23 protein-coding genes are annotated in these 21,552 nt (G+C 34.3%); 15 read left to right on the top strand and 8 right to left on the bottom strand.

All coding sequences use genetic code 11. The features are described from left to right. Positions 1–21: 21 nt before the first annotated feature. Positions 22–567, top strand: coding sequence for a PadR family transcriptional regulator (locus JOC59_RS06530; protein ID WP_205143996.1), 546 nt, complete (start codon positions 22–24; stop codon positions 565–567). Further along, the gene (locus JOC59_RS06525) at positions 551–1,918 is read left to right on the top strand and encodes an MFS transporter (RefSeq protein WP_205143995.1); all 1,368 of its coding nucleotides are present in this window, start codon (positions 551–553) and stop codon (positions 1,916–1,918) included. The genes JOC59_RS06530 and JOC59_RS06525 overlap by 17 nt, the downstream gene beginning before the upstream one ends. Here JOC59_RS06525 and JOC59_RS06520 read toward each other — a convergent pair whose 3' ends face one another. Beyond that, positions 1,919–2,737, bottom strand: a complete 819-nt coding sequence (locus JOC59_RS06520; protein ID WP_205143994.1) for a LysR family transcriptional regulator — start codon at positions 2,735–2,737, stop codon at positions 1,919–1,921. Between the two features lie 120 nt (positions 2,738–2,857). Here JOC59_RS06520 and JOC59_RS06515 point away from each other — a divergent pair, with 120 nt between their 5' ends. Then, complete coding sequence (locus JOC59_RS06515) at positions 2,858–3,865, top strand: YeiH family protein (protein ID WP_205143993.1); 1,008 nt, start codon at positions 2,858–2,860, stop codon at positions 3,863–3,865. 243 nt (positions 3,866–4,108) lie between these two features. Here the strand turns inward: JOC59_RS06515 and JOC59_RS06510 are convergent, their stop codons facing one another. Further along, positions 4,109–5,386: an NRAMP family divalent metal transporter gene (locus JOC59_RS06510; RefSeq protein ID WP_239517044.1), complete on the bottom strand. Its 1,278-nt coding sequence runs from the start codon at positions 5,384–5,386 to the stop codon at positions 4,109–4,111. A gap of 544 nt (positions 5,387–5,930) precedes the next feature. Here JOC59_RS06510 and nhaC point away from each other — a divergent pair. Both nhaC and JOC59_RS06500 read left to right on the top strand, forming a co-directional pair. Then, positions 5,931–7,310, top strand: a complete 1,380-nt coding sequence (gene nhaC, locus JOC59_RS06505; RefSeq protein ID WP_205143992.1) for a Na+/H+ antiporter NhaC — start codon at positions 5,931–5,933, stop codon at positions 7,308–7,310. A gap of 228 nt (positions 7,311–7,538) precedes the next feature. Then, complete coding sequence (locus JOC59_RS06500; protein WP_205143991.1) at positions 7,539–7,991, top strand: ASCH domain-containing protein; 453 nt, start codon at positions 7,539–7,541, stop codon at positions 7,989–7,991. 193 nt (positions 7,992–8,184) lie between these two features. Here JOC59_RS06500 and JOC59_RS06495 read toward each other — a convergent pair whose 3' ends face one another. Together JOC59_RS06495 and JOC59_RS06490 are read right to left on the bottom strand one after the other, a co-directional pair. Then, entirely contained in the window at positions 8,185–8,652 is a 468-nt protein-coding gene (locus JOC59_RS06495; protein WP_205143990.1) for a hypothetical protein, read from the bottom strand. Next, positions 8,642–8,860, bottom strand: coding sequence for a helix-turn-helix transcriptional regulator (locus tag JOC59_RS06490; protein WP_239517043.1), 219 nt, complete (start codon positions 8,858–8,860; stop codon positions 8,642–8,644). The genes JOC59_RS06495 and JOC59_RS06490 overlap by 11 nt, the downstream gene beginning before the upstream one ends. Positions 8,861–8,977: 117 nt before the next feature. Here JOC59_RS06490 and JOC59_RS06485 point away from each other — a divergent pair, with 117 nt between their 5' ends. The 6 genes from JOC59_RS06485 (at position 8,978) to JOC59_RS06460 (ending at position 14,572) form a co-directional block, all read left to right on the top strand. Further along, positions 8,978–9,931 (top strand): DMT family transporter, encoded by a 954-nt coding sequence (locus JOC59_RS06485; RefSeq protein ID WP_205143989.1) that lies wholly within the window; start codon positions 8,978–8,980, stop codon positions 9,929–9,931. 79 nt (positions 9,932–10,010) lie between these two features. Then, positions 10,011–10,499, top strand: coding sequence for a GNAT family N-acetyltransferase (locus tag JOC59_RS06480; RefSeq protein ID WP_205143988.1), 489 nt, complete (start codon positions 10,011–10,013; stop codon positions 10,497–10,499). A 313-nt stretch (positions 10,500–10,812) separates the two neighbouring features. Then, positions 10,813–11,340, top strand: a complete 528-nt coding sequence (locus JOC59_RS06475; RefSeq protein WP_205143987.1) for a hypothetical protein — start codon at positions 10,813–10,815, stop codon at positions 11,338–11,340. 455 nt (positions 11,341–11,795) lie between these two features. After that, positions 11,796–13,247 carry an NCS2 family permease gene (locus JOC59_RS06470; RefSeq protein ID WP_205143986.1) on the top strand — a complete coding sequence of 484 codons (1,452 nt, stop codon included), beginning with the start codon at positions 11,796–11,798 and terminating at the stop codon, positions 13,245–13,247. Between the two features lie 178 nt (positions 13,248–13,425). After that, a complete protein-coding gene (locus JOC59_RS06465; protein ID WP_205143985.1) occupies positions 13,426–13,953 on the top strand; it encodes a sensor histidine kinase in 528 nt (175 codons plus the stop codon). Further along, on the top strand, positions 13,946–14,572 hold the full coding sequence (locus tag JOC59_RS06460) for a LuxR C-terminal-related transcriptional regulator (RefSeq protein ID WP_205143984.1): 627 nt from the start codon (positions 13,946–13,948) through the stop codon (positions 14,570–14,572). Before JOC59_RS06465 ends, JOC59_RS06460 begins: the two co-directional genes overlap by 8 nt. Before the next feature lie 18 nt (positions 14,573–14,590). Here JOC59_RS06460 and JOC59_RS06455 read toward each other — a convergent pair whose 3' ends face one another. After that, on the bottom strand, positions 14,591–15,145 hold the full coding sequence (locus JOC59_RS06455; protein WP_205143983.1) for an RBBP9/YdeN family alpha/beta hydrolase: 555 nt from the start codon (positions 15,143–15,145) through the stop codon (positions 14,591–14,593). Positions 15,146–15,295: 150 nt separating this feature from the next. Between JOC59_RS06455 and JOC59_RS06450 the strand changes: the two genes are divergently transcribed. Continuing rightward, on the top strand, positions 15,296–15,955 hold the full coding sequence (locus tag JOC59_RS06450; protein ID WP_205143982.1) for an NAD(P)-dependent oxidoreductase: 660 nt from the start codon (positions 15,296–15,298) through the stop codon (positions 15,953–15,955). A 97-nt stretch (positions 15,956–16,052) separates the two neighbouring features. Continuing rightward, the gene (locus JOC59_RS06445) at positions 16,053–16,937 is read left to right on the top strand and encodes a 3-hydroxyacyl-CoA dehydrogenase (RefSeq protein WP_205143981.1); all 885 of its coding nucleotides are present in this window, start codon (positions 16,053–16,055) and stop codon (positions 16,935–16,937) included. Positions 16,938–17,121: 184 nt separating this feature from the next. On the opposite strand, the gene JOC59_RS06440 is transcribed toward JOC59_RS06445, so the two are convergent. Both JOC59_RS06440 and JOC59_RS06435 read right to left on the bottom strand, forming a co-directional pair. After that, positions 17,122–18,054 carry an L-lactate dehydrogenase gene (locus JOC59_RS06440; RefSeq protein ID WP_205143980.1) on the bottom strand — a complete coding sequence of 311 codons (933 nt, stop codon included), beginning with the start codon at positions 18,052–18,054 and terminating at the stop codon, positions 17,122–17,124. 189 nt (positions 18,055–18,243) lie between these two features. Next, complete coding sequence (locus JOC59_RS06435) at positions 18,244–18,657, bottom strand: hypothetical protein (protein ID WP_205143979.1); 414 nt, start codon at positions 18,655–18,657, stop codon at positions 18,244–18,246. Positions 18,658–18,832: 175 nt separating this feature from the next. On the opposite strand from JOC59_RS06435, the gene JOC59_RS06430 reads away from it, so the two are divergent. After that, positions 18,833–19,396, top strand: coding sequence for an LOG family protein (locus tag JOC59_RS06430; RefSeq protein WP_205143978.1), 564 nt, complete (start codon positions 18,833–18,835; stop codon positions 19,394–19,396). 132 nt (positions 19,397–19,528) lie between these two features. On the opposite strand, the gene JOC59_RS06425 is transcribed toward JOC59_RS06430, so the two are convergent. Further along, positions 19,529–20,896 (bottom strand): aldehyde dehydrogenase family protein, encoded by a 1,368-nt coding sequence (locus JOC59_RS06425; RefSeq protein WP_205143977.1) that lies wholly within the window; start codon positions 20,894–20,896, stop codon positions 19,529–19,531. A 230-nt stretch (positions 20,897–21,126) separates the two neighbouring features. Here JOC59_RS06425 and JOC59_RS06420 point away from each other — a divergent pair, with 230 nt between their 5' ends. Then, positions 21,127–21,396, top strand: a complete 270-nt coding sequence (locus tag JOC59_RS06420; RefSeq protein WP_205143976.1) for a hypothetical protein — start codon at positions 21,127–21,129, stop codon at positions 21,394–21,396. The last annotated feature ends 156 nt before the right edge of the window (positions 21,397–21,552 follow it).

Raw genomic sequence — 21,552 nt, 5'->3', positions numbered from 1 at the left:
AGATATAAAAAGGAGTAACGTATGCTTAATGAATTAGCAATTTTGGGAGAATTGATGGAAGGACCAAAAACTGGGTATCAATTAAGACAAGCGATGGAAAATACTTTAGGCCATTATCGTAAAGTTAGTTTCGGTGTTTTATATCCTCTATTAACTAAATTTGAAGAACAACATTATATTACATTGAAAATCGATGATAGCCCTAAACGAAAAAAAATAGCTACGATAAGTGAGAAGGGTAAAAGCAAATTTAGACAATTAATGTTGATAAAAGTTCCAGAAAACGCATATACCGATGATATATATCGCATTAAACTAGATGTCATGCAACATATGTCAATTAATCAACAATTAGTAGTGATTAAGGAATATCGTAATTTTCAAAACAAGCTATTAATGGATATTGACATGAAGCTGAATCATTTAAAATCTAAAAATACTAAAGATCACTTTTATGCGCAGCAAGTCGTTAAGTTACGACAAAAAGAAGGATACGTGGTGCTTGGATGGTTAGACGAAATGGTACATTTGATTACAGAAGAGGGACAACATGGAAAAACAAGTTAAAGTTGCATTAATCATGGCTGCAAGTCTATTTATGGAATTTATGGATGGCACAATTGTAACGACAGCATTACCTGATATTGGCAAAGAATTAAAGGTATCAGCAAGTTCAGGTTCATTATTAATTAGTACTTATTTAATAACTGTTGCTATTTTTATTCCTTTAAGTGGTTGGTTAGCTAAGAAATATGGTAAAAAAAGGATTTGGCTGATTGCGGTGCTTATTTTTACGATTAGCTCATTAGGTAGTGCATTGGCTTTTAATTTTGAATTTTTAGTAGCGATGCGCATTATTCAAGGTTTTGCAGGGTCATTAATGACACCAACAGCACGTTTAATTGTTTTAGAAAAAGCCCCAGCTGATCAATTATTAAAATTAATTAGTTATTTAGTGTGGCCAGCCCTTACCGCACCTGCAATTGCTCCACTTTTAGGGGGGATTATTGTGACTCATCTGTCATGGCATTGGATATTTTTAATCAATTTACCAATTGGTTGTATCATATTTATCCTTGGCTACCATTGGCTAGTAAATGATAAGCAAAATGCCAACATAAGTTTTGATTGGTTAGGATTTATAAATTTGGCAGTAGCATCCGCTATTTTATTGATCGGGACGGAACTAATAACCTATAACACTAGGCTATTAGGATGGTCAGTTATGTTAATAATAATTAGTTTGATTTTAGCAATTGGTTGTTTCTATTATTTAAAAACAACTGTCGCACCTTTGTTTAGCTTAAATGCGTTAAAAATACCATCATTTAGAATCTTTCAAACGGGAGGCTCCTTGTTTTGGATATCAGTGGGAGCACTACCATATACGTTAACAATTTTATTGCAAACGATCTTTGGGTGGAGTGCAGATCGAGCTGGTTTTTATGTAGTATTTATTTTTATTGGCAATATAAGTATTAAACCATTTACTAATCAAATCATTAAGAGGCTTAAATTTCGTGGTGCACTAGTTAGTGCTTTTATATTAGTGATGGTCAGTTCAGTTGGTTTAGCTTTTATTAATAAAAATGTCAGCATATGGTGGTTAATTAGTCTCGCCGTGATATCAGGGATCGGTCGTTCACTAGCGTTGACTACTTATAATGGGTTAAGCTTTTCTGAAGTACCAACACTAGAGCGTAATAGTGCTAATACCTTGAATGCAGTAACGCAAAGTTTAGCGCAAGGAATGGGAGTCTCCGTAATAACGATGGTTGTCTACCTTGTGCATTATTTTGGCTATTCTATGCAAGTAGCATATAGCGCAGGATTTATCTTCTTGGCAATACTAATTATTTTTCCGCTCTTAGAGGTCTTGCAACTTGATAAAAATATTGGAAGCAATGCTTTAAAATAATTAGTTATTTAATGTTAAAAGAATGGTAGCAACTAAACTTTTAATTGCAGGTGTATTAATCGTTTGTTGGGTCAACATATAAAAGCTGCGATTGAAGGTATCATCAAGTACTTGATAAGGAACGGTTTTCGGCAAGGCATGGATTGAAACGATTGATTTTCCGATACCATGTTTTAAAAAATTAATAATTAAGTCATTATTTGCAACAATCATTTTATTACTAGGACTAATTTTATTAGCCTTAAAGTATTGCATTGTGTAATGGTAGACCCCAGATCCATGCTCACGAATTAACCATAAATTGGACGCTAAATTACCTGCTAAAACTAATTCATCATCGATGAGGTGATGAATTACTAGATTTGTGGTTACGATTGGTTTTTCAATTAAACCAATATCAAATTGATGATTATGTAAAGCATCCCGAATATATTCAGAGTTATGCATTTCAATTTGAACATCAAAATGATCTTTACTATTTAGCACAAGTGGGATAATTATTGGTAAAATAATAGCTCCAGCGGTATGAGATACGGCAATTTTTAGAGAAATTTTAGGATCCTTGAAACTCGCAATATCATCATTAATAGCAGTCCAATCATTTAATAAATTTAGCGCTTTTTGATAAAGTTGGCCGGCAATTTCAGTGGGCATAATTAAGCTATTACCATCTCTAATAAATAATTTAGTGTTAAATTCAAGTTCTAGTTGGTGAATATGATTACTGACGGTTGGTTGTGAAACAAAAAGTTGTTTGGCAGCAGTTGAAAAACTACGTGTTTCATAGACCGTTACAAATGTTTTTAAAAGTTTAAGCATAAGATATCCTTCGTTATTAGTTTTTCTGATTGAAACTATTTAAGATATTAATTTCACAAATAAAAGATTATCTATTAAACTAGGGAATGTTAAATTAATGTCTAAGTGAGGATTTTGATTATGAAAATCAAAAAAAATATGGTTAATGGTATTATTGTAACGCTAGTTTTAGCATTATTTGCAAAATATTTAGCTGTTTTTTTACCTAAATTAGGACCGGAGTCGTTAGCGATGCTATTAGGTATTTTACTAGGGAATACAATATTTGCAAATCAAAAATTTGCAGCGGGTATTAAATGGGCTGAAAAGTATCCCATTGAAATTGGGATTGCTCTTATGGGACTAACAGTGACTTTTACAACAATTAAAACGTTGGGGGTAAATGGAATAGCATTTATTTTGATACAAATGATAGTAACAATTTGTTTAGTACTTTATTTAGGGAAATATGTTTTTAAAGTTAGTAAAAAAGAAAGTATGCTAATGGGTGCAGGTAATGCCGTTTGTGGCTCAAGTGCAATTGCAGCCGTGGCACCAACTATTGGGGCTGATGATAATCAAAGGCGCACAACTGTGGCAACGGTAAGTTTAACCGGTGTTTTACTTTTATTAATTTTACCAATTATGGGTCCCCATCTTTTTGGTAATCATAATTTATTGTTGGGTGCTTTAGTAGGGGGAACGGTCCAATCTGTTGGGCAAGTGGTTGGAACAGCATCTTTGATTAATGCAACAGTTGTAACGTATGCAACGTTGTTTAAAATGTTACGAATTATTATGCTGACATTTGTAGTATTAGTGTTTGCACGCATGGCACAAAAGGAAAATGAACAAACGCGCCAAAAGAACGGTGTAATTGGCCAATCCCAAAAGATTAAAGTGCCATGGTTCATTATCGTCTTTGCGTTATTTTTAATAATTAATAGTTTAACTCGTTTACCAAAAGGCTTGACGTTAGGCGCAAGCAACATTGCTAGTTTTTTTGGAATCGTCAACTTAGCTGGTATTGGGTTAAACTTAAAGTTTAAAACCATTAAAAATTCAGGACTTACATTTTTGAGTTATGGTTTCGTAATCGGCATCTTGCAAGTATTATTGGCCTTAATTTTGATAAAAATTTTGTTTTAATATATGACCGGTTTAAATTATATCGTCAGTAAGCGTAGCGATATTACTTTGGTTTACTAGGTAAAAAAGTACTGTTTTAATGAACTGTTTAAAAAATACAAACAAGATAATAATGAAGCTAGGTCCAAACAATTTAATCATAATTGTTTGGACCTAGCTTCATTAAGTTTTATGAGTTAGAATGCTACACATCATTTAGTATTAGCTTTTAAACGTTTAACTGAAAAAAATACAGCGTAAATATTACCACCAATTAAAAATGGGACCAATAACGTAAACACCAAAAAGCATTACAATGATTGAAAGTATGCTTACTAGCCACTTGTACCAACCATGCATTCGATATTTATCAGGAAGCACTTTATGTTCAAGTGCTAGTAAAAAACCTAAAACAATTGGTAACAGAAGAGCATTAATTACTTCAACACTTACTGCTAAACTTACTAAACCAACATTAATTAAAACTAAAGCGGCACCAATAATATGAGATAAAGCATAACAACCGTAAAAACCAATGTTTTCTTTACTTAGTGGTTCATTTAAGGTGTGAGGCCAATTTAAGACTTCAGAAATGCCCCATGTGCCAGCTAAGGCAACGACGATGGCCGCAACTAAGGATCCGCCTAAAATACTTGCCCCTAGTAGATAGTTAGTAACGTTAATGCCTAAATGATCGTATAAAACATTTGCTAAATCGGGAATCGAAGTTAACACTTTGTTTTGACCACCGCTGGCAGCTGCAAATACAACAATATATAAAATCATAACTCCTTGTGTTATAAAAGTACCAATGGCAGTGTCACGCCGTTCACGTTTAAGATGGTCAAGTGTCATATGCCGATCAATAACAGCACCTTGCTGATAAAAGATCATCCACGGCATAATTACAGCACCAATATTAGCGGCAGTAAGGTAGACAAAGCTATGATCGTTGAATGGTAAAGTTGTGATACCCTGTAAAAGACTGCCGGCTGTTGGATGAATAAAAAAAAGGGCACCTAAAAAAAGCAATTCTGCTAAACCAACTACTATTCCGATTTTTTCTACACGACGATAGCTACCACTAAAGGCTACACCTACTAGGAGTAAACACCCAATTGGTACAGTTAGCCATTTAGAAATACCAAATAATTCACCAACACCAGCGATACCAATAAACTCGGTTACCAAAGCGCCAATGACAGCAATTAGTAAAGTAATCGCAGATAAATAAGCCCAACCTTTACCAAAATAATCCCGAATTAGGGCTCCGTGACCGAGACCGGAAACAATACCTAAGCGCAAAGTTATTTCCTGAACCATATAAAGAATAGGAATTAATAATAGTTGGGGAAGGAGCATTGCGTAGCCAAAGCTGACACCAGATTGCGCAGCGGTAATTAAACAACCAGCATCGGTATCAGCCAACATAACCATCATACCTGGACCCCAAATTGTGAAGTATTTTTTTAAGGTAGTACGAGCATTATTACTAGAAATTGTGCGAAAGCGTGGGATGGTAGTAATTTTTTTATCAATCATATACTTCTCCTTTGTGAAATTAATATCTTTTAATAGTAATTAAGTATATAATGATAAAAAATAATTAAAAGTCTTTTAAACACAATATATATGTGTTATTGTATTGAACTAATACTATATGTTGTTTAATTAAGATTAAATTTATTTAATGTTATCTAAATGATGATTAACTATTGTTCTTATTTTAATAAACAAAAAATAATTGTGTTTGACAAGTTAAAAATTATAGTTTAGATTATATTCATTGCTTTAAATAACTGAATTAGTAGATTATATTGCCTAGTGGCCAGAAAGTTGACGGTTAATGCGAGTCAATCAAGTAATATTATTGAATTACACCAGTTATTAATAATTGAAGAGCTTTTAGAGGGAAAACAAAGAGTGTTTTCTAAATTAAGGTGGTACCACGAGTGAAATTCGTCCTTAACTTACAAATTTGTGAGTTAAGGATTTTTTTTGGAGGAAATAGATGAAATGTGGTGGAATTGTTGCCTATTTGTTAATTTTAAATACTTAAATAAAAATTAATAAATGGAGTAAGTTTATGAATAAAAAACAGAGTCAACCAAGTTTAATAGAAGCAAGTAGTATGTTAGCGCTAATCATTATTAGTATTGCAATTGGTGTGATTGGGATCAAAGTAACCCCTAATATTGCAATTTTATTTGCAATTGGTCTTACGTTTATTTATGCAGTGATAAAAAAAATACCATTTACACAAATGCATGAGGGAATCATCGAAGGATTAAAGCCCGGGATTATTCCGATTTTCATATTTATTTTAGTTGGCGCCTTAATTGCAACTTGGATTCAAGCTGGCATTATTCCGACTTTAATGGTTATTGGTTTTAAAGTAATTAATATTAAGTTTTTTGTACCTTCAATTTTTGTTGTTTGTGCGATTGTAGGAAGTGCGGTTGGCAGTGCTTTTACAGTGATGTCAACGGTTGGCGTTGCATTGTTTGGTATTGGCGTGACCTTGGGCCTCGATACGTCCTTATTAGTTGGTGCAATTGTTTCGGGATCAGTTTTTGGTGATAAAATGTCACCATTATCTGAATCGACAAATCTTACAGCTGCAGTTGTTGAAGCAGATTTGTTTAAGCATATTAAAAATTTGATGTGGTCAACAATTCCGGCCTTTATCATAGCAATTATTTTATTTACCTTGTTAGGGATTAATAATAAAACAACTGCCCTTAATGCCGTTACCAAAGTTATAAATACGCTAGAGCAACACTTTAGCATCTCGGTATTCGCACTCATCCCGATTGGGTTAATGTTTATCTGTGCCTGGCGTAAATTACCAGCGATTATGACTATTTTACTTAATATCGGCGTCGCAATTATAATGATTATCATACAGAACCCTAGTACTAAATTAAGGAGTATTGGTACAGTAATTGAGAATGGGTATATCGCCCATACTGGTGATAAACAAATTGATCAGTTATTATCACGGGGGGGAATTGAAAGTATGATGCCTACAGTGGCCCTAATTATTTTAACTTTATCATTAGGTGGGTTATTAATGGAAACCGGGCTGATTCAAACTGTTATGGATAGCGTTGCTAAAAAGCTAACTAAAATACCAGTGCTTATTTTAACAACATTATTAGCAAGTATTGGCGTAAACATCTTTATCGGTGAACAGTTTTTATCAGTCATTTTACCGGGGAATGCGTTTAAAAAGGTATATCAAGCTGCCCGGTTAGATCCTGTCGTTTTGGGGCGTGCACTTGAAGATGGTGGTACGGTAATTAATTATTTAGTGCCGTGGGGTATCGCAGGGAGCTTTGTAGCTGGAACATTTGGTGTGCCAACTTTGATGTACTTACCATTTGTATTCTTTAGTCTATTATCACCACTATTCTCGATGGTTAGTGCATTAACTGGATGGGGGATTAAAAAAATAGAAAGTTAGAAGTAAAAATTTTTAAATAAAAAACACCTAAGCGGAGCGACTATTATCGAATTAACATTCGTGTTTGCTTAGTATTTTTAAATATAAGTTATTGATATAATTTTATCTTTATGTAAAAAACAAAATATTGTAAATTTGAACATAATGAAGCTATCCTGTTTGTGATTTTATATACATTAGTTTGATGTTAGAATAAACGTGTACTAATAACATTTAGGAGATTTTTCAATGAAAGCAAACGATTATTGGCAAAATTTTGTCACAACCCATGATGTTGAAAATGCAACCTTTTCGGCATATGCTTTTGGTAGTAATGATAAGTATGCAGATGAATTATCTAATTTAGTTGAACAAGGCAAAAAAACTGCAACAAGTTCAGTTTATGATATATATCTTCTAGAAGAAGAGCCTTTACCTAAGATTGGCGCGTATAATGTTATTTTAGACAGTCAAAGTAATGCTGTGTGCGTTACTAAAACGACGGCGGTGACAGTTGTGCCATTTAAAGAGGTTTCTGCCCGACATGCTTATTTAGAGGGTGAAGGAGATCGATCATTAAAATATTGGATGATGGTGCATGCGCCGTTCTTTGCTGAAGAATATGCTAATTATTTAGAACCACTTAAACAATTTACCCCTGATAGTCTTTGTGTTTGTGAAGAATTTAAGGTTATCAAATAAAATCCTTTTTATCTTTGTTTAATCTTAGTGCTTTATATTAAGAACATCCCTTAAATAAACACTCTTTTCTTCATAGATAAATTCCTAAAGATAGTGTTAATAAAAGCTAGTTAGCCTCCCAACTAATTAGTGATACTAACTAAAAAGAGACTTGGACAAAATGTTCAAGTCTCTTTTTAGTAGCTAAAGTTAATTATGCACTATATCGATTCCAATCTAAGATCATTTTTATATTGGACCACCAAAAAAATAAGAGACAATAGCAGATTATAAAAATAATAATAGTAGTTTTATGCCAATCTAAAATAAGTGATGAGCAAAAAACAATCCAAAATACAAGGAAAAAATAAATGGCTTGGATAAAAGCATTTGCATAGACCTTTAGGGCAATTTCAATTTCACGTTCATCTTTGGTCCAATATAAAATACTTTGTTTCATACCGTCCTTATTTAGTTTAGTATATGGATTAATACCATATTTTTTAGGATAATAGTAAGCAAAAATGATTACAAGGACCGCCAACAGGGCGGCAATTATAGTAAAATGTTGCAAAAATTGCCAGGAATTAGCAATGATTTCAAGAATAGCAACAAGTGAAAATATGCTAAACCAAGTAATGTTAGTCCATGCTAAAAATTTTAAGTATTGCTTAGAAGTCATGTGGGAGATCATCCAATTCAGTATAAATAAATAAGTTGTCAACGTTAGTACCTAAAACATGGGCGATTTTAAATGCTAACTGCAGCGATGGATCATATTTATTATTTTCAATCGCTAAGATGGTTTGCCGGGTTGCCCCCGTTAATGTGGCTAATTGAGCTTGTGATAGTTTTTGGATCTTTCGCAAATCTTTAATTTTATTATGCATAATCACCTCTTGATGTAAAACATGTTTTACATTTATTTGCAAGCAGCAATAATATGTTTTGACAAATTGACACTAATATTACATATTAAACTTAATAAAATTGAGTGAGGTAGTAAAATGGTATTGTTTTATTTAAGTATTGCGCTGTTTTCGGGGTTAATGATTGCTAACCAAAGTCCCATTAATGCAGACTTAAGAACTAAGATTGGATCGCCATTTATTGCAGCAACCATATCATTTGGAATTGGGGCTATTTTTTTAGGAATAATTAGTTTACTAACTAAAGGACAGATATTTCCTAGTATTGCATTTATTGAGGAAAATCCCGCTTGGATATGGTTAGGAGGTATTTTAGGAGCAGTATTTTTAACTTCAAATGTATTGTTATTTCCAATTTTAGGGTCAATTCAAACAGTGATTTTACCGATTCTAGGGCAAATATTAGCAGGCTTAGTCATTGATAATTTTGGCTTATTTTCGTCACACCAGGTTTCATTGACTAGCTTTCGAATTATCGGCATTATCATCGTTATCACCGGAATAGCAATCGCGGTGGTGTTACCAAATTTTCTTAATCAAAATATTAAGGCCCTTGATCGAAATATTACTAAAAAGACCAACTTAGCTAGTAAAGTAAAATGGCAAAGTTGGGCAATCGTGAGTGGTGTTTTTGCAGCAATCCAACAGGCAATCAATAGTCACCTAGGTGTCTTATTACATTCACCAGCTCAAGGTGCTTTTACTTCATTTTTTATAGGATTTATTAGTATTATGTTGTTTACCATATTCCATGATCAAAAACTACCATTGAAAACCGAATTTAAAAAGATTAAATTGTGGAACTTATTGGGTGGTGTTTTAGGGAGCTTATTTGTTTTTTCATCAGTAGTTGTTGTACCGCACATTGGTACTGGCTTAACCATTATGCTCAGCTTGTTAGGTCAAATTATTGGGTCGATGTTAGTTCAACAGTTTGGTTTATGGCATTCAATTAAACTTAATTTAAAATTAGTACAAGTAATTGGTGTGATAGTGATGATATGTGGCCTAATGATTATTAAGTTGCTATAAACTTAAATAAAGCTAAAAATAATTTGCGACAAATCATAAGTATTTTAAATAAACTAAATTGCTAAGGGGTGGCGTTAACATGACACAAAAATTTGTTCAGTTGGTACAAACGACCGAGCCAACATTGATAAAAAGTTTATACCAACAAGGCTTTTTAGATATATATGAAAGATATCATGATGAAAAAACTGACCCGTATTTAACAACGATTGCTGATATTACTACACGGTTAAGCCTTAAAAATAACTATTTTTTATTAGTTCAAGCTAACCAAACAATTGTTGGCTTAGTTTATATCGAAAAAAGATGGCATACAGTTGAAATTGGTAATTTGTTAATTTTACCGGAGTTTCAAAATCAGGGTTATGGACAAGCAACGTTAACCGCTATTGAGGCTTTTTTTCCGACGATACAGAATTGGAAGCTTAATACGATTTTACAAGAACAAAAGCTAATTTATTTTTATGAAAAAATGGGGTATAAACGGGTTAGATACTTAAAAATTCCAATTAAAGAAAAAATGGATATTGTGTTCTACAAAAAGAAACGAAAAGCTATTAAAGTTTAACTTGACATTATGAGAAAATGATGTCTATAATGTGATAAAATTAATTTAAAAAAAGGAAGCTGAATTATGCAAATTAAACCAAATCAATTATTTTTTATCGCCTTTATGTAGCTTCTGTGACTTGCTAAGCCACGGACGAATTATGTCTTTGTGTCTTAGCATAATTGGCGGTTATATAGCCAACCATTAAGCTAAAATCATAGGTTAGCTTAATGGTGATAGTCTGAATTGGTTTTTCGAGTTGGATAATTCACTAGGCAACTAACCTACTGGTTGGTTGCTTTTTGTATTACCCATACAATAGGAGAACATTATGAAAATTCATACGTTAGGACCATATGCGACTGATAGCAATGCAGCGGCTATCCAGTACAACCAAAGTAAGATGAACTGTTACTTAATCGAATTACATGCTTCATTTGAGGAAATATTAGCTAATTTAGCGAAATATCAAAATGATTATTTACTATTACCAGCAGCCTTTAAATCGAGGCAAATGGCTGTTTCATGGGGTGAATTGCATTATCAATACCTTGATCAATTGGAATTAGTTGATAGTTTTCAAAATCCATTAGCTGAACTAGTAATTGTTGAAAATACTAAAAGAAAGACTGGAATCGGTTATACACATGCAGCGACCACCCATTTGTTAGGGACAAAAACCAATCTTAAGAATATTGAGTGTTGCAAAAGTAAATATGAGGCATATCAAAAATATTTAATAGATGGCCAATATGTATTAACTAATTTTAAAAATATAACCCTAAATAGTGATGAAAAAATTGGTTATCGAGTGACCCCAAAGATGATCTGGTGTCTTTACTTAATTAAAAATAAATAAGATTTTAAAGTTTTATTTAATGTTAACGGACGATTAAAGACTTGACAGCGTATTTAAATACGATTATAGTTATCTACTATTATTATTACTTGAGTCGTTAACGTGTTTTGCCACAGACTCGAAATATTATTTTTTAGTGGAGAGCCGCTAAAAAATAGTAGATAACGAGGGTGTTTGCTAGGGCTTTTAAGAGACTATTAAATACAATGTGGAAAAGGGTACTGTAAGCAAACTAAAATATAGTACAAATACAACAACGGTTACTTTTATTAGTAAAGTTAGCCGTTATTGTATTTTTTTATTAATTACAGCTTAGCTAATTTAGTTTGGTAAATCGTTACTAGTTCTTTTTCTTAATTGTGTTAGTCGGTCGTAGTAACCAACCTAGTTTTCGCTTTCTGTCTTAGTAATATACTACGAACTCTTGAATGAATTATTAAGGAGTTATTTTTACAATGTTAGAGCATTTTTTTAAGTTATCTGCCAATAAAACAACTGTGCGAACAGAAGTATTAGCTGGAATGACTACTTTTATTGCGATGGGTTATATTATCTTTTTAAATCCAGCTGTTTTATCTTTGACCGGCATGCCCACCCAAGGCGTTTTTTTGGCGACCATCTTAACCGCAGTAATCGGGACATTAATTACCGGTTTATTCGCTAATTTACCCTATGCTTTAGCCCCTTCGATTGGGATGCAAGCCATGTTTACATATACAATTGTTTTCGGATTAGGTTATACTTGGCAACAAGCATTGGGGATGGTCTTTTTAGTCGGTTTAGTTGATGTAATCATTACGTTAACTAAAATAAGATCAATGATCGTAAAAGCAATTCCAGAACAGTTAAAGCATGCAATTGCAGCTGGGATTGGTTTATTCATTGCATATATTGGTTTAAAAAATGCTGGCTTTTTAAACTTTTTAGTTGACGGGGCTAACATCATAAGTGTTAATGATCAAACATATCATGGGCAAGCTATTAAGAGTATTAATAGCATTTTAGCAAATAGTGCGGTAACACCAGAAATGGCAATTTTCAATCAACCGGCTGTTATCCTAGCACTAATTGGATTTATTATATTGATTGGATTGGTTGTGGCTAAGGTGCCGGGAGCCTTTTTAATATCAGTATTTGTGACAACTTTAATTGGTATTCCGTTGGGAGTTACGAACACACATATTGATGCTATCAACTCTTTTAAGGTAACTTTTGCTGATTTTGGTAATATTTTCGGGCAAGCATTAGGTAAGGATGGCTTGTGGTCAATGTTTACGACGCCCAAACACATATTAATCGTCATTCTAACGGTTTTTTCAATGGGATTATCCGGATTGTTTGATGCAATTGGCACCTTTATTGGGACGGGCTTAACGACCGGAATTTTTTCACAGGCTGATCAAAAAGAATTTTACGAAGGAACCGGCTTTAAGTCAAAAATGGATCGCGGCCTAGTTGCTGATACTTTTGCGACAATGTTTGCGGGTATTTTAGGTACTTCAAACACCACAACCTTTATTGAAGCATCAACCGGGATTAAAGCTGGTGGCCGGACAGGCTTAACATCAGTTGTTGTCGCGATTGGGTTTTTACTATCGATTGTGGCAGCACCACTTGTAAATGTAATTCCTACGGCAGCAACCGCTCCAATTTTAATTATGGTCGGGATTATGATGATGAATGAATTTAAAGCAATTGCTTGGGATGATCTTGAAATTGCCATTCCTGCTTTCTTCACGTCAGCCTTCATGGCTTTTTCATATTCAATATCTTATGGTATTGCCGCAGGTTTTGTCTTTTACATTTTAATTAAAACTGTTAAGCAAAAGTTTACTGAAATCAGTCCAATTTTATGGATTGTTTCAATTTTATTCTTATTGAACTTTATTTCATTAGCCATAAATTAAGTTAAAGTTATTTATAAATAAGGAGCGTGCGCTTTAATTACTATTAAGTAGTTAGGGCACATGCTTTTTTGCTATAATCCAAAAAAGTTACCCTAAAGGACGGTGTTACGGGTCAGTTGTTTCTATATACTTAAAAGATGTTATTTAATCTAGGTAAGAGAGTAGGAAAAAAGTAGTTATGAAAAAGTTTTTTAATTGGTATGCCCATAAATTAAACAAGCATCCTAAAACGGTATTCGGCATAGGAATTATGATTGCGATTGTAATTATAATCGCTGGATTTGGTTTTGGTGGAACATTATCTAATGAAGCCATGTCAATAAGTGGCACACCTGCCACTAAAGCAGCTAAAATTGCTAATAAACATTTCAAAAACCCTAATAATGGGGCCCAAGCACAGTTAGCCGCTGCGATAACTTTATCGCAAATGTTAACTGAAATTTTAAATAATGTTTATCGCCATGTGCAAAGTCAAAATGTAACAATTGTTGTTAAGGTGGCTGAGGATAAATTAAAAATGATTGTTACTGATTTTGGCATTGGTTTTGATCAAAATCAAGAAATAAAGAAGAATCATTATGGTTTATCTGGGTTAAAAAATAACATAAAAAATTTGTATGGAACATTAACCATAAATAGTGCGGTAGACGAAGGAACAAGTATAATTGTTGAAATTCCCTTGGAGGTAGCAAAAAAAGGTGAATGAATACAAGTTAGTGTTAGTTGATGATCATCCCTTAATTGTTGAAGGGTTAACCAACATGGTTGAGCAAACAGACAATATAAAAATTGTGGCGACGGCTGCTAATGGAGCTGATGCGTTAATGATTATTAAAAGAACAAATTTACCAATCGATTTAGTAATTTTTGATTATCGTATGCCCACAATGTTAGGTGATGAATTTTTAAAAAAATTAAATGCAATTAATTTTTTGGGGCGGACACTATTACTGACAACTTTTGAGGACCAAGTAATTTTTGAAAAAATGTGGGGTAGTGGCTTAGATGGCATTCTACTAAAAACCGCTAGTGTGACTGAGATAATAAATACAGCTAAATTTTTAATTGATAATCCAAGTAATAAAGTTTGGTATCAAGATACTGTAGGACATAACAAAGATAATCAAAATCCATTAACGATTAAGGAACAAACTGTTTTGTCAAAAATTGCTCAAGGTGAGCATGTGAAAGAAATATCAGAAGAGTTGCGTCTAAGTGAACGGACGATTAAATACCATTTAACAGATATCTACAATAAATTAGGTACAAGCAATCGTGCTCAAGCTGTTGCGATTAGTATTAGTGAGGGATGGATTAGTTTATAAAGAAGCTAAAGGTAATCACTATAATATCTTTAATAATTCGTTGTATACGACAGGAAGCTTAACATAACCTTCGCTTCCCATAAAATGATGACCAGTAGGTAGTAAGACAAAACTACCGTTCAAATTATGTGCTAATTTAGCGGTATATTCAAAATTAACGATGGCATCGTTTTTAGCGGCAAAAACGGTTAGGTGGCTAATTTGCTGTTTTAGCTGCTGAAAATTTAATTGATAATTAGTGAATGCATCTAATTCCGGTAAAGTAGTTAAATGTTCACTAAAACCAGCGACTAAAATGACATTCACCTGTTTTAAATCAGGATGCTGCTGCAAAAATCTAAGAATTTGCATACAACCTAGACTATGACCAATTAAGATTAAGTCGCTGTTGGCTGTAATGGTTGTATGGCAAGCATGATCCCACGCCCCGGGATTAGGATGATTTGGGGTGGGGAGATGTAAGACATTAAGTTGCTGTTGATTTTTAAATTTTAATTGTGTTTTAAGCCAATCAAACCAATTAGCATGTGGCGAAGATTGATAGCCATGAACCAAGTAAATGTGTTTTGTCATATCGGGATTACCTCCAATAGAGTAAGTAAAGTGGCTTATAGCCAAGCAATTAGTAAATACCTATGAAAATAAGGTGGGTTAAATTAGTAAGTAGTGTTATACTAAGATTGTAAAGTTACTTTTAAAAAGTTAGTAAAAAGGAGTGTTGTTATGAAAATATTTGTAATCGGGGCAACGGGGATGGCCGGTAGTGCAATTGTTAAAGAAGCGATTGCCAAGAATATTGATGTAGTTGCGAATGGTCGAAATGTTGACAAGTTACAAGCATTGCAAAATGAACATGCGGCTATTGAGATTGTAGTCAAAGATGCGCTAGCGTTAACCAAAGCTGATTTTAAGGGGGTCGATGTAATTGTTGATGCATTTGCGACGGTACCAGAAAAAGCATACTTACATGTTGATTTAGCTACGAAATTAATAGCAATGTTTAGAGCTGAAACAGCGCCACGTTTGGCATTTATTCTTGGTGCAGGTAGCTTAATCGTTGGTGAAGGTAAAAATCAACATTTAGCAGTTAAAGACATTGAAGCAGATGCAAGTACTTTAGCGTGGCGCGTAATTCCACAAAATCAATTAAAAGAATTAAATTTTTTACGGGATGTTGATAATGTTGATTGGTTTGGCATCTCGCCATCGCTTAACTTTGTACCGGGAGAAGTAGCCACGACTATTTTATATGGTACCGATCAGTTATTAGTTAATACAAAGGGGGATGCAACGACTACAGCTGGGACGATGGCCGTCGCTATGGTTTCCGAAATATTATCGCCACAACATCATCAAGCCCGGTTTACCGTTGCAAATGGTTAAAAGGTGATGCTTAGGTGTCAATAACAATTTAAAAATTGATATAATTAGTTTAGGCATAAGAATTGAGAAAACTATAAATGAAAGGTCGAATTTAATCATGACATATACAAACGTAGTTATTGCTGGTGGAGGGACTCTTGGGTCACAAATTGCTTATATGAGTGCCTATAGTGGTAAAAATGTCACAATTTGGGGCCGGGCAGAGCACTCACTTGAAAGTGCCAAAGCCCGAGTTGCACGTTGGGAGAAAGCCGTTCAAGCTTATTTTAAAAGTAGTGATGCCCAAATAGCAGATGCTCGTAAGAATTTGACATATACAACTAATTTGCAAGAAGCATTAAAAGATGCTGACTTGGTTATTGAAGCATTACCCGAATCAATTGATGTAAAAAAAGATTTTTATGAAAAATTCGGTCAAATTGCGGATAAAAAAGTTGTAATTGCTTCTAATTCTTCAACAATGCTAACGAGTGATTTAGCAAAGTTTGTTGACCGACCAGAACAATTTTTAAATTATCACTTCGCTAATAATATTTGGCAAGGAAACACAGCTGAAATTATGCCAAGTGCAAAAACAGATCCGCAGTTGCCAGCAACATTTGTTGAATTTTCACATGAAATCAAAATGGTACCAATTTTGATCAATAAGGAACAACCAGGTTATGTGTTAAATTCAATGTTAGTACCGTTTTTAGATAGTGCGACAGATTTATGGGTTAATGATATTGCACAACCACAAGATATTGATAAAACTTGGATGATTGCAACTGGCGCACCAATGGGACCATTTGCAATTATGGACGTTGTCGGAATGAATACGGTTTATCAAATTAATGCCGCTAAGAAAAACCCTGAGGCCCAAAAGGTCGCGCAAAAAATTAAAGCAATGATTGATAACAATCAAATTGGCGTTGAATCTGGTGCTGGTTTTTATACTTATCCTAATCCTGAATATAAGCAAGCAGATTTCCTAAAAGGTTAGTTTTGCACTATCTCACGGAAAATGCAGCGCTATTTACAAAATATCAAAAAGAGTGAGGGTCAATAGACGCTTGCTCTTTTTATTAGCAGTTTTTACGGATTGTTAGGGAAACGGTGTTGGAAAACTAGTTATAAAAATAGGCGTAAGAGTAGTTAACTCCTACGCTTATTTAATTGGTTACTTACTAATTTTGTTGCGCTTGAAAGCCTTCAAATTTTTCTTTGATATATTTAGCGGAAAGGGCTAGTTTTTCCTCTTCAGCGTCCGTTAATGTTAGCTTGGCTTGTTCAAGAATACCTTGGCGGCCAACAACGGCTGGATAGGAAAGATAGGTGTTCAGTGGTTCGTAATAGTTAGAGACTGGTAGTTCAACCTTGGCATCGCTCAAAACAACTTTGACAAGGGCAACGGCTGCGGAAGCAACTCCATAATTTGTATAAAGCTTACCCCTAAAGACCGTGTGGCCACCAATAATTGACTCATGACTTAATTCATCGAGGTCTAAACCTAGATCACTAGCTAATTGCTCAATCGATTGACCTTTGACACGTACTTGTGACCAAGCGGTAAATTGCGAATTACCATGTTCACCAAGATTATAGCCAAAGACTGACTTAGGATTTAAATTAAGCCGTTGGCCAACGGCACGCTTCATACGAGCAGAGTCTAAAAGAGTACCAGTACCAATTACTTGGGCTTTTGCAAGGCCGGAATATTTTTGATAAATACTTGTAATTACATCAACTGGGTTTGAAATGACAACAATAACACCATTGAAACCGCTAGCCTTAATTTGCTCAGCAACTGATTTAGCTGCTTTACTAGTAAATGGAAATTCAGCAAAGCGATCGTCACTAGTGTTATTTTGAAGATCAATATTACCTAAGGCGGACACAATAATATCAGCATCCCCGAGAGCAGCATAGTCATTAACTGTAATGTTAGCAAAATGATCAAGATTAGCCATCGCATCTTCAAAATCAAGTGCATCAGCCTTAACCTTAGCCGTATTTGTATCAATTAAAACGTAGTCTTGGGCTACCCCTTCAACAATCAGCGCATGGGCAACTGTGCTACCAACATGGCCCATACCGATTACTCCAATTTTTGTTGTCATAAAAACACCTCACTTTTGATAAAGATTTAGATTATTATAACTCTATAATCTATTTTTGTGAATATCTAATCTAAATTTAATGTAAAATGCTTTATCTTTATCGGTAAGGTGGCAAACTAAAAAGGAAGTGTGCTAATACGATGAAAATCGATAGCAAAGTAAAGTCGTGTTAGCACCTAGATGGACTTATTAAAGGGCAGTTCGAATTAAATTTTCAACTTGTTTAGCAACGTGTGGGGTCCAAGTTTTAATAGCAAAGGTAGTGGGCCAAAAATCACCATTATCTAAATTAGCGGTGTCATTGAAGCCAATACTTGCATAACGTGCAGAAAATTTAGCAGCTGGTTGAAAGAAAAAGATAATTTTTTTATCATCATTAGTATAGGCTGGCATACCATACCAAGTTTTGGCCTGTAAATTAGGGGCAATATTAGTAACCAAATGATGTAACTGCTTGGCTAAAATAGCATCGACTAAAGGCATTTCGTTAATCTTTTGTTCAAGGGCCGCTAAATTACGCATATCAGTTTGTTGCCTTTTTAGCATCTTAGCCTGTGTGATCAGTGATTTGTTCTCAGTAATAGATAAATTCGAATTTGTCATAAAATCCCCCCTCAAAAAATTAATAAGAAAAAGTTTATTTAATCTAGTATAGCTAAAAATAAGTAAAGTGTCTTAAATTTGGTTTAGCTATAAAAAGTGGTTAGTTATTGCCTAACAATTCTGATAAAGTGTATTATTTAAGTTAACTAATAAATAGAAAAAGGAGTAAAGCAAGATGAAAACATTTGCAGTATATTGTGGTGCTTCAAATGGAAATAAGCCGATTTTTGCAAGTAAAACACGTGAATTTGCCCAATGGCTAGTTAAAAATAAGCATCGTGTAGTCTATGGTGGTGGTAAAAATGGTTTAATGGGTATTTTGGCGAATACAATTTTGGATAATGGCGGTGACATTATTGGGATTGTGCCAGAAAACTTAGCCAAGCATCATACGCAATTAATGCGCTTAAATGACTTACGGGTAGTTGCTAATATGGCCGTGCGGAAAGAACAAATGCTCACGTTAGCCGATGTTTGTCTAGCTTTACCAGGTGGCCCCGGGACGTTGGAGGAGATTGCCGATGCTTTTTCTTGGACACGGGTAGGTGATAATGACAATCCATGTATTTTCTTAAATATTGATGGCTATTACGATCCCTTAAAGCAAATGTTTGATGATATGGTAACAAATAATTTTTTATCTGAATATGATCGCAATCACTTGTTATTTACTACTAGCTTCACGGAAATTAATGACTTTATTATGAGTTATACACCACCAATTTTTGATGCCCGGTAACTGTTAAATAAACGATAAAAAAGCCTGGCGTTTAAGCCAGACTTTCTTGTAATAAATTGAAAAAGATCAGTCAAGTTCCTAGTGTTAGAACAGTAGTAGCTAAGAGTTAAAGGGGGAGGTTAGGAATCGCGATTAATTAATAATCGCTTTAATATTTGCGAAAGCCAGGATACCCAGATCACTTAGTTCACGACCATAACCAGAATCCTTAATACCACCAAATGGGATTTCGCTTTGTGATGAAAGAACTTGATTTATCGCAACTTGACCAGTTTCAATATAATGGGCTAGGATTTTGGCGTGCTCAATATCTTGAGTATATATTGCACCACCTAGCCCATGGTTAGAAGTATTCGCTAACTTAAGAATATCAGCATCATTTTTAATGCGATAAACTTGAGCTACTGGACCAAATAACTCCGTATCATACATAGGATTGTCAAAAGCCATGCCAGTAATAATTAACGGATTAAAGAAAGCACCCGGACCATCAATTGGCTTAGCATCACCCCAAATTATTTTAGCCCCCCCTGCGAGAACATCAGTAACTTGTTGTTGTAATTTTGCTTGGGCATTTTTAGAGGAAAGCGGTGCCAAATTGGTCGTCACCAGGCTAGGATTACCAGGCTGATAAGTTGCAAAAACTGCGGTTAATTGTTGCATAAACTCATCATAAATTTCATCAGCAATTAGATAGCGTTTGGCTGATGCACAAACTTGACCAGCATTGCTAAGTCGTGCCTTAGCTGCTGCTTGGGCAGCCTGGAAAATATCAGCATCTTTTAAAACAATAAAAACATCAGTACCACCTAATTCCATTGTTGATTGCTTTAAAGCCTTCCCAGCACTAGCAGCAATGATCCGGCCTGCTTTTTCAGAACCTGTAAGGGCGACACCCTGAACCCGTCGATCAGCAATTAGTTTATCAATTTGCCCATAATCAGCGAACAAATTAGTAAAGGCACCCCTAGGTAAATTGACTTTTTGACAAGCGTGTTGAAAAGCCTGAGCACATTCAGGGACAATACTTGCATGTTTTAAGATAACAGCATTACCAAGTAAAAAATTAGGAGCAAACATTCGCATGACTTGGGTGTAAGGGAAATTCCATGGCTCGATTGCAACTACCACACCTGTTGGCCGGTATTCGACATAACTGTTTGGGGCACTGGCACTAGGATAATCCTTATTAATTAAAAATTGATCACCATGTTCACCATAGAAGCGCGCCATTGCTGCTGTTTTTTTAACTTCATCAATGGCCTCACGCTGTAGCTTACCCATATTAGTTGTCAAAAAATGAGCATAATACGCCAAATCGTTTTCAAATTCATCCGCTAAAGCAACTAGTGCAGTCATCCGCTCATGCGTCGCTTGCCGGCTTGCGTCTTGATAAAATTCATCTGCTAATTTAATCGTCGATTGTAACTGTTCATCAGTTGTAGTTGGGAAAGTGGCAACTATTTGGTCATTATAAGGATTAATCGCAGTGTAATTCATAACACGTCCTCCAAGTTAATTATTACCTTAAATGTACAGCATTTAAGGCAGAATTTAAAATAATTAGTTTGATACTAAACTTAGTAGGGCTAGATACGATAGCTTAAACAAGCATCGTTTCAATTCAGGTAGGGCAAATTATTTGACTAAAACCAGGTAATTTGACAATTTACGCTTGTAATTTTTAGAGATGGTTGTATGATAATATTATCGACGTAGGGAGGGTACCGATGCAAACGAAAGTTGATTTTACCAAGGAATTGTTGGCGAAACTATATACCGATTTTGAAAATAAAGGTGCTTGTGATGTTGTTTTGAAGGCATATAAAGCGGTTAATGAAAATCCAAAACGTATAAAGCAAGAAGTTGCGCGAATGATTGTTCGCTTGGACTTTTTAGTTTTAATAAACAAACTAATTTTAACGCCAAGTAATCGTGAATTATTGAATGATTTACGTAAAATAGCGATGCCGAATTTATTCAATCGTCCTACCAATTAAGATATAAATATTTTATTGTGAAATGTAAGTTAGCAACTCTTTATTCAGACTGAATAGAGAGTGAACTGAACCCCTCGAATTGGAGTAAATCCAATCGAGGGGTTTTCTTATGTATTTTTCTCAACAAACAAAACTTAATGCAATTCTTGAGTATCA

It is taken from the genome of Periweissella beninensis, from assembly GCF_016908275.1.
GTDB classification, from domain to species: domain Bacteria; phylum Bacillota; class Bacilli; order Lactobacillales; family Lactobacillaceae; genus Periweissella; species Periweissella beninensis.
Note: the sequence above shows the minus strand (reverse complement) of the source record. Positions and strands in the feature narration are given on the sequence as shown.

Excerpts from the sequence above, each read along its gene's own strand:
- JOC59_RS06435 (WP_205143979.1), bottom strand. The coding sequence starts at position 18,657 with ATGACAAATTCGAATTTATCTATTACTGAGAACAAATCACTGATCACA.
- JOC59_RS06475 (WP_205143987.1), top strand. The coding sequence starts at position 10,813 with ATGAAAATTCATACGTTAGGACCATATGCGACTGATAGCAATGCAGCG.
- JOC59_RS06495 (WP_205143990.1), bottom strand. The coding sequence starts at position 8,652 with ATGACTTCTAAGCAATACTTAAAATTTTTAGCATGGACTAACATTACT.
- JOC59_RS06490 (WP_239517043.1), bottom strand. The coding sequence starts at position 8,860 with ATGCATAATAAAATTAAAGATTTGCGAAAGATCCAAAAACTATCACAA.
- JOC59_RS06500 (WP_205143991.1), top strand. The coding sequence starts at position 7,539 with ATGAAAGCAAACGATTATTGGCAAAATTTTGTCACAACCCATGATGTT.
- nhaC (WP_205143992.1), top strand. The coding sequence starts at position 5,931 with ATGAATAAAAAACAGAGTCAACCAAGTTTAATAGAAGCAAGTAGTATG.
- JOC59_RS06425 (WP_205143977.1), bottom strand. The coding sequence starts at position 20,896 with ATGAATTACACTGCGATTAATCCTTATAATGACCAAATAGTTGCCACT.
- JOC59_RS06420 (WP_205143976.1), top strand. The coding sequence starts at position 21,127 with ATGCAAACGAAAGTTGATTTTACCAAGGAATTGTTGGCGAAACTATAT.
- JOC59_RS06450 (WP_205143982.1), top strand. The coding sequence starts at position 15,296 with ATGAAAATATTTGTAATCGGGGCAACGGGGATGGCCGGTAGTGCAATT.
- JOC59_RS06520 (WP_205143994.1), bottom strand. The coding sequence starts at position 2,737 with ATGCTTAAACTTTTAAAAACATTTGTAACGGTCTATGAAACACGTAGT.
- JOC59_RS06470 (WP_205143986.1), top strand. The coding sequence starts at position 11,796 with ATGTTAGAGCATTTTTTTAAGTTATCTGCCAATAAAACAACTGTGCGA.
- JOC59_RS06455 (WP_205143983.1), bottom strand. The coding sequence starts at position 15,145 with ATGACAAAACACATTTACTTGGTTCATGGCTATCAATCTTCGCCACAT.
- JOC59_RS06430 (WP_205143978.1), top strand. The coding sequence starts at position 18,833 with ATGAAAACATTTGCAGTATATTGTGGTGCTTCAAATGGAAATAAGCCG.
- JOC59_RS06465 (WP_205143985.1), top strand. The coding sequence starts at position 13,426 with ATGAAAAAGTTTTTTAATTGGTATGCCCATAAATTAAACAAGCATCCT.
- JOC59_RS06530 (WP_205143996.1), top strand. The coding sequence starts at position 22 with ATGCTTAATGAATTAGCAATTTTGGGAGAATTGATGGAAGGACCAAAA.
- JOC59_RS06485 (WP_205143989.1), top strand. The coding sequence starts at position 8,978 with ATGGTATTGTTTTATTTAAGTATTGCGCTGTTTTCGGGGTTAATGATT.
- JOC59_RS06440 (WP_205143980.1), bottom strand. The coding sequence starts at position 18,054 with ATGACAACAAAAATTGGAGTAATCGGTATGGGCCATGTTGGTAGCACA.
- JOC59_RS06525 (WP_205143995.1), top strand. The coding sequence starts at position 551 with ATGGAAAAACAAGTTAAAGTTGCATTAATCATGGCTGCAAGTCTATTT.
- JOC59_RS06445 (WP_205143981.1), top strand. The coding sequence starts at position 16,053 with ATGACATATACAAACGTAGTTATTGCTGGTGGAGGGACTCTTGGGTCA.
- JOC59_RS06510 (WP_239517044.1), bottom strand. The coding sequence starts at position 5,386 with ATGATTGATAAAAAAATTACTACCATCCCACGCTTTCGCACAATTTCT.
- JOC59_RS06515 (WP_205143993.1), top strand. The coding sequence starts at position 2,858 with ATGAAAATCAAAAAAAATATGGTTAATGGTATTATTGTAACGCTAGTT.
- JOC59_RS06480 (WP_205143988.1), top strand. The coding sequence starts at position 10,011 with ATGACACAAAAATTTGTTCAGTTGGTACAAACGACCGAGCCAACATTG.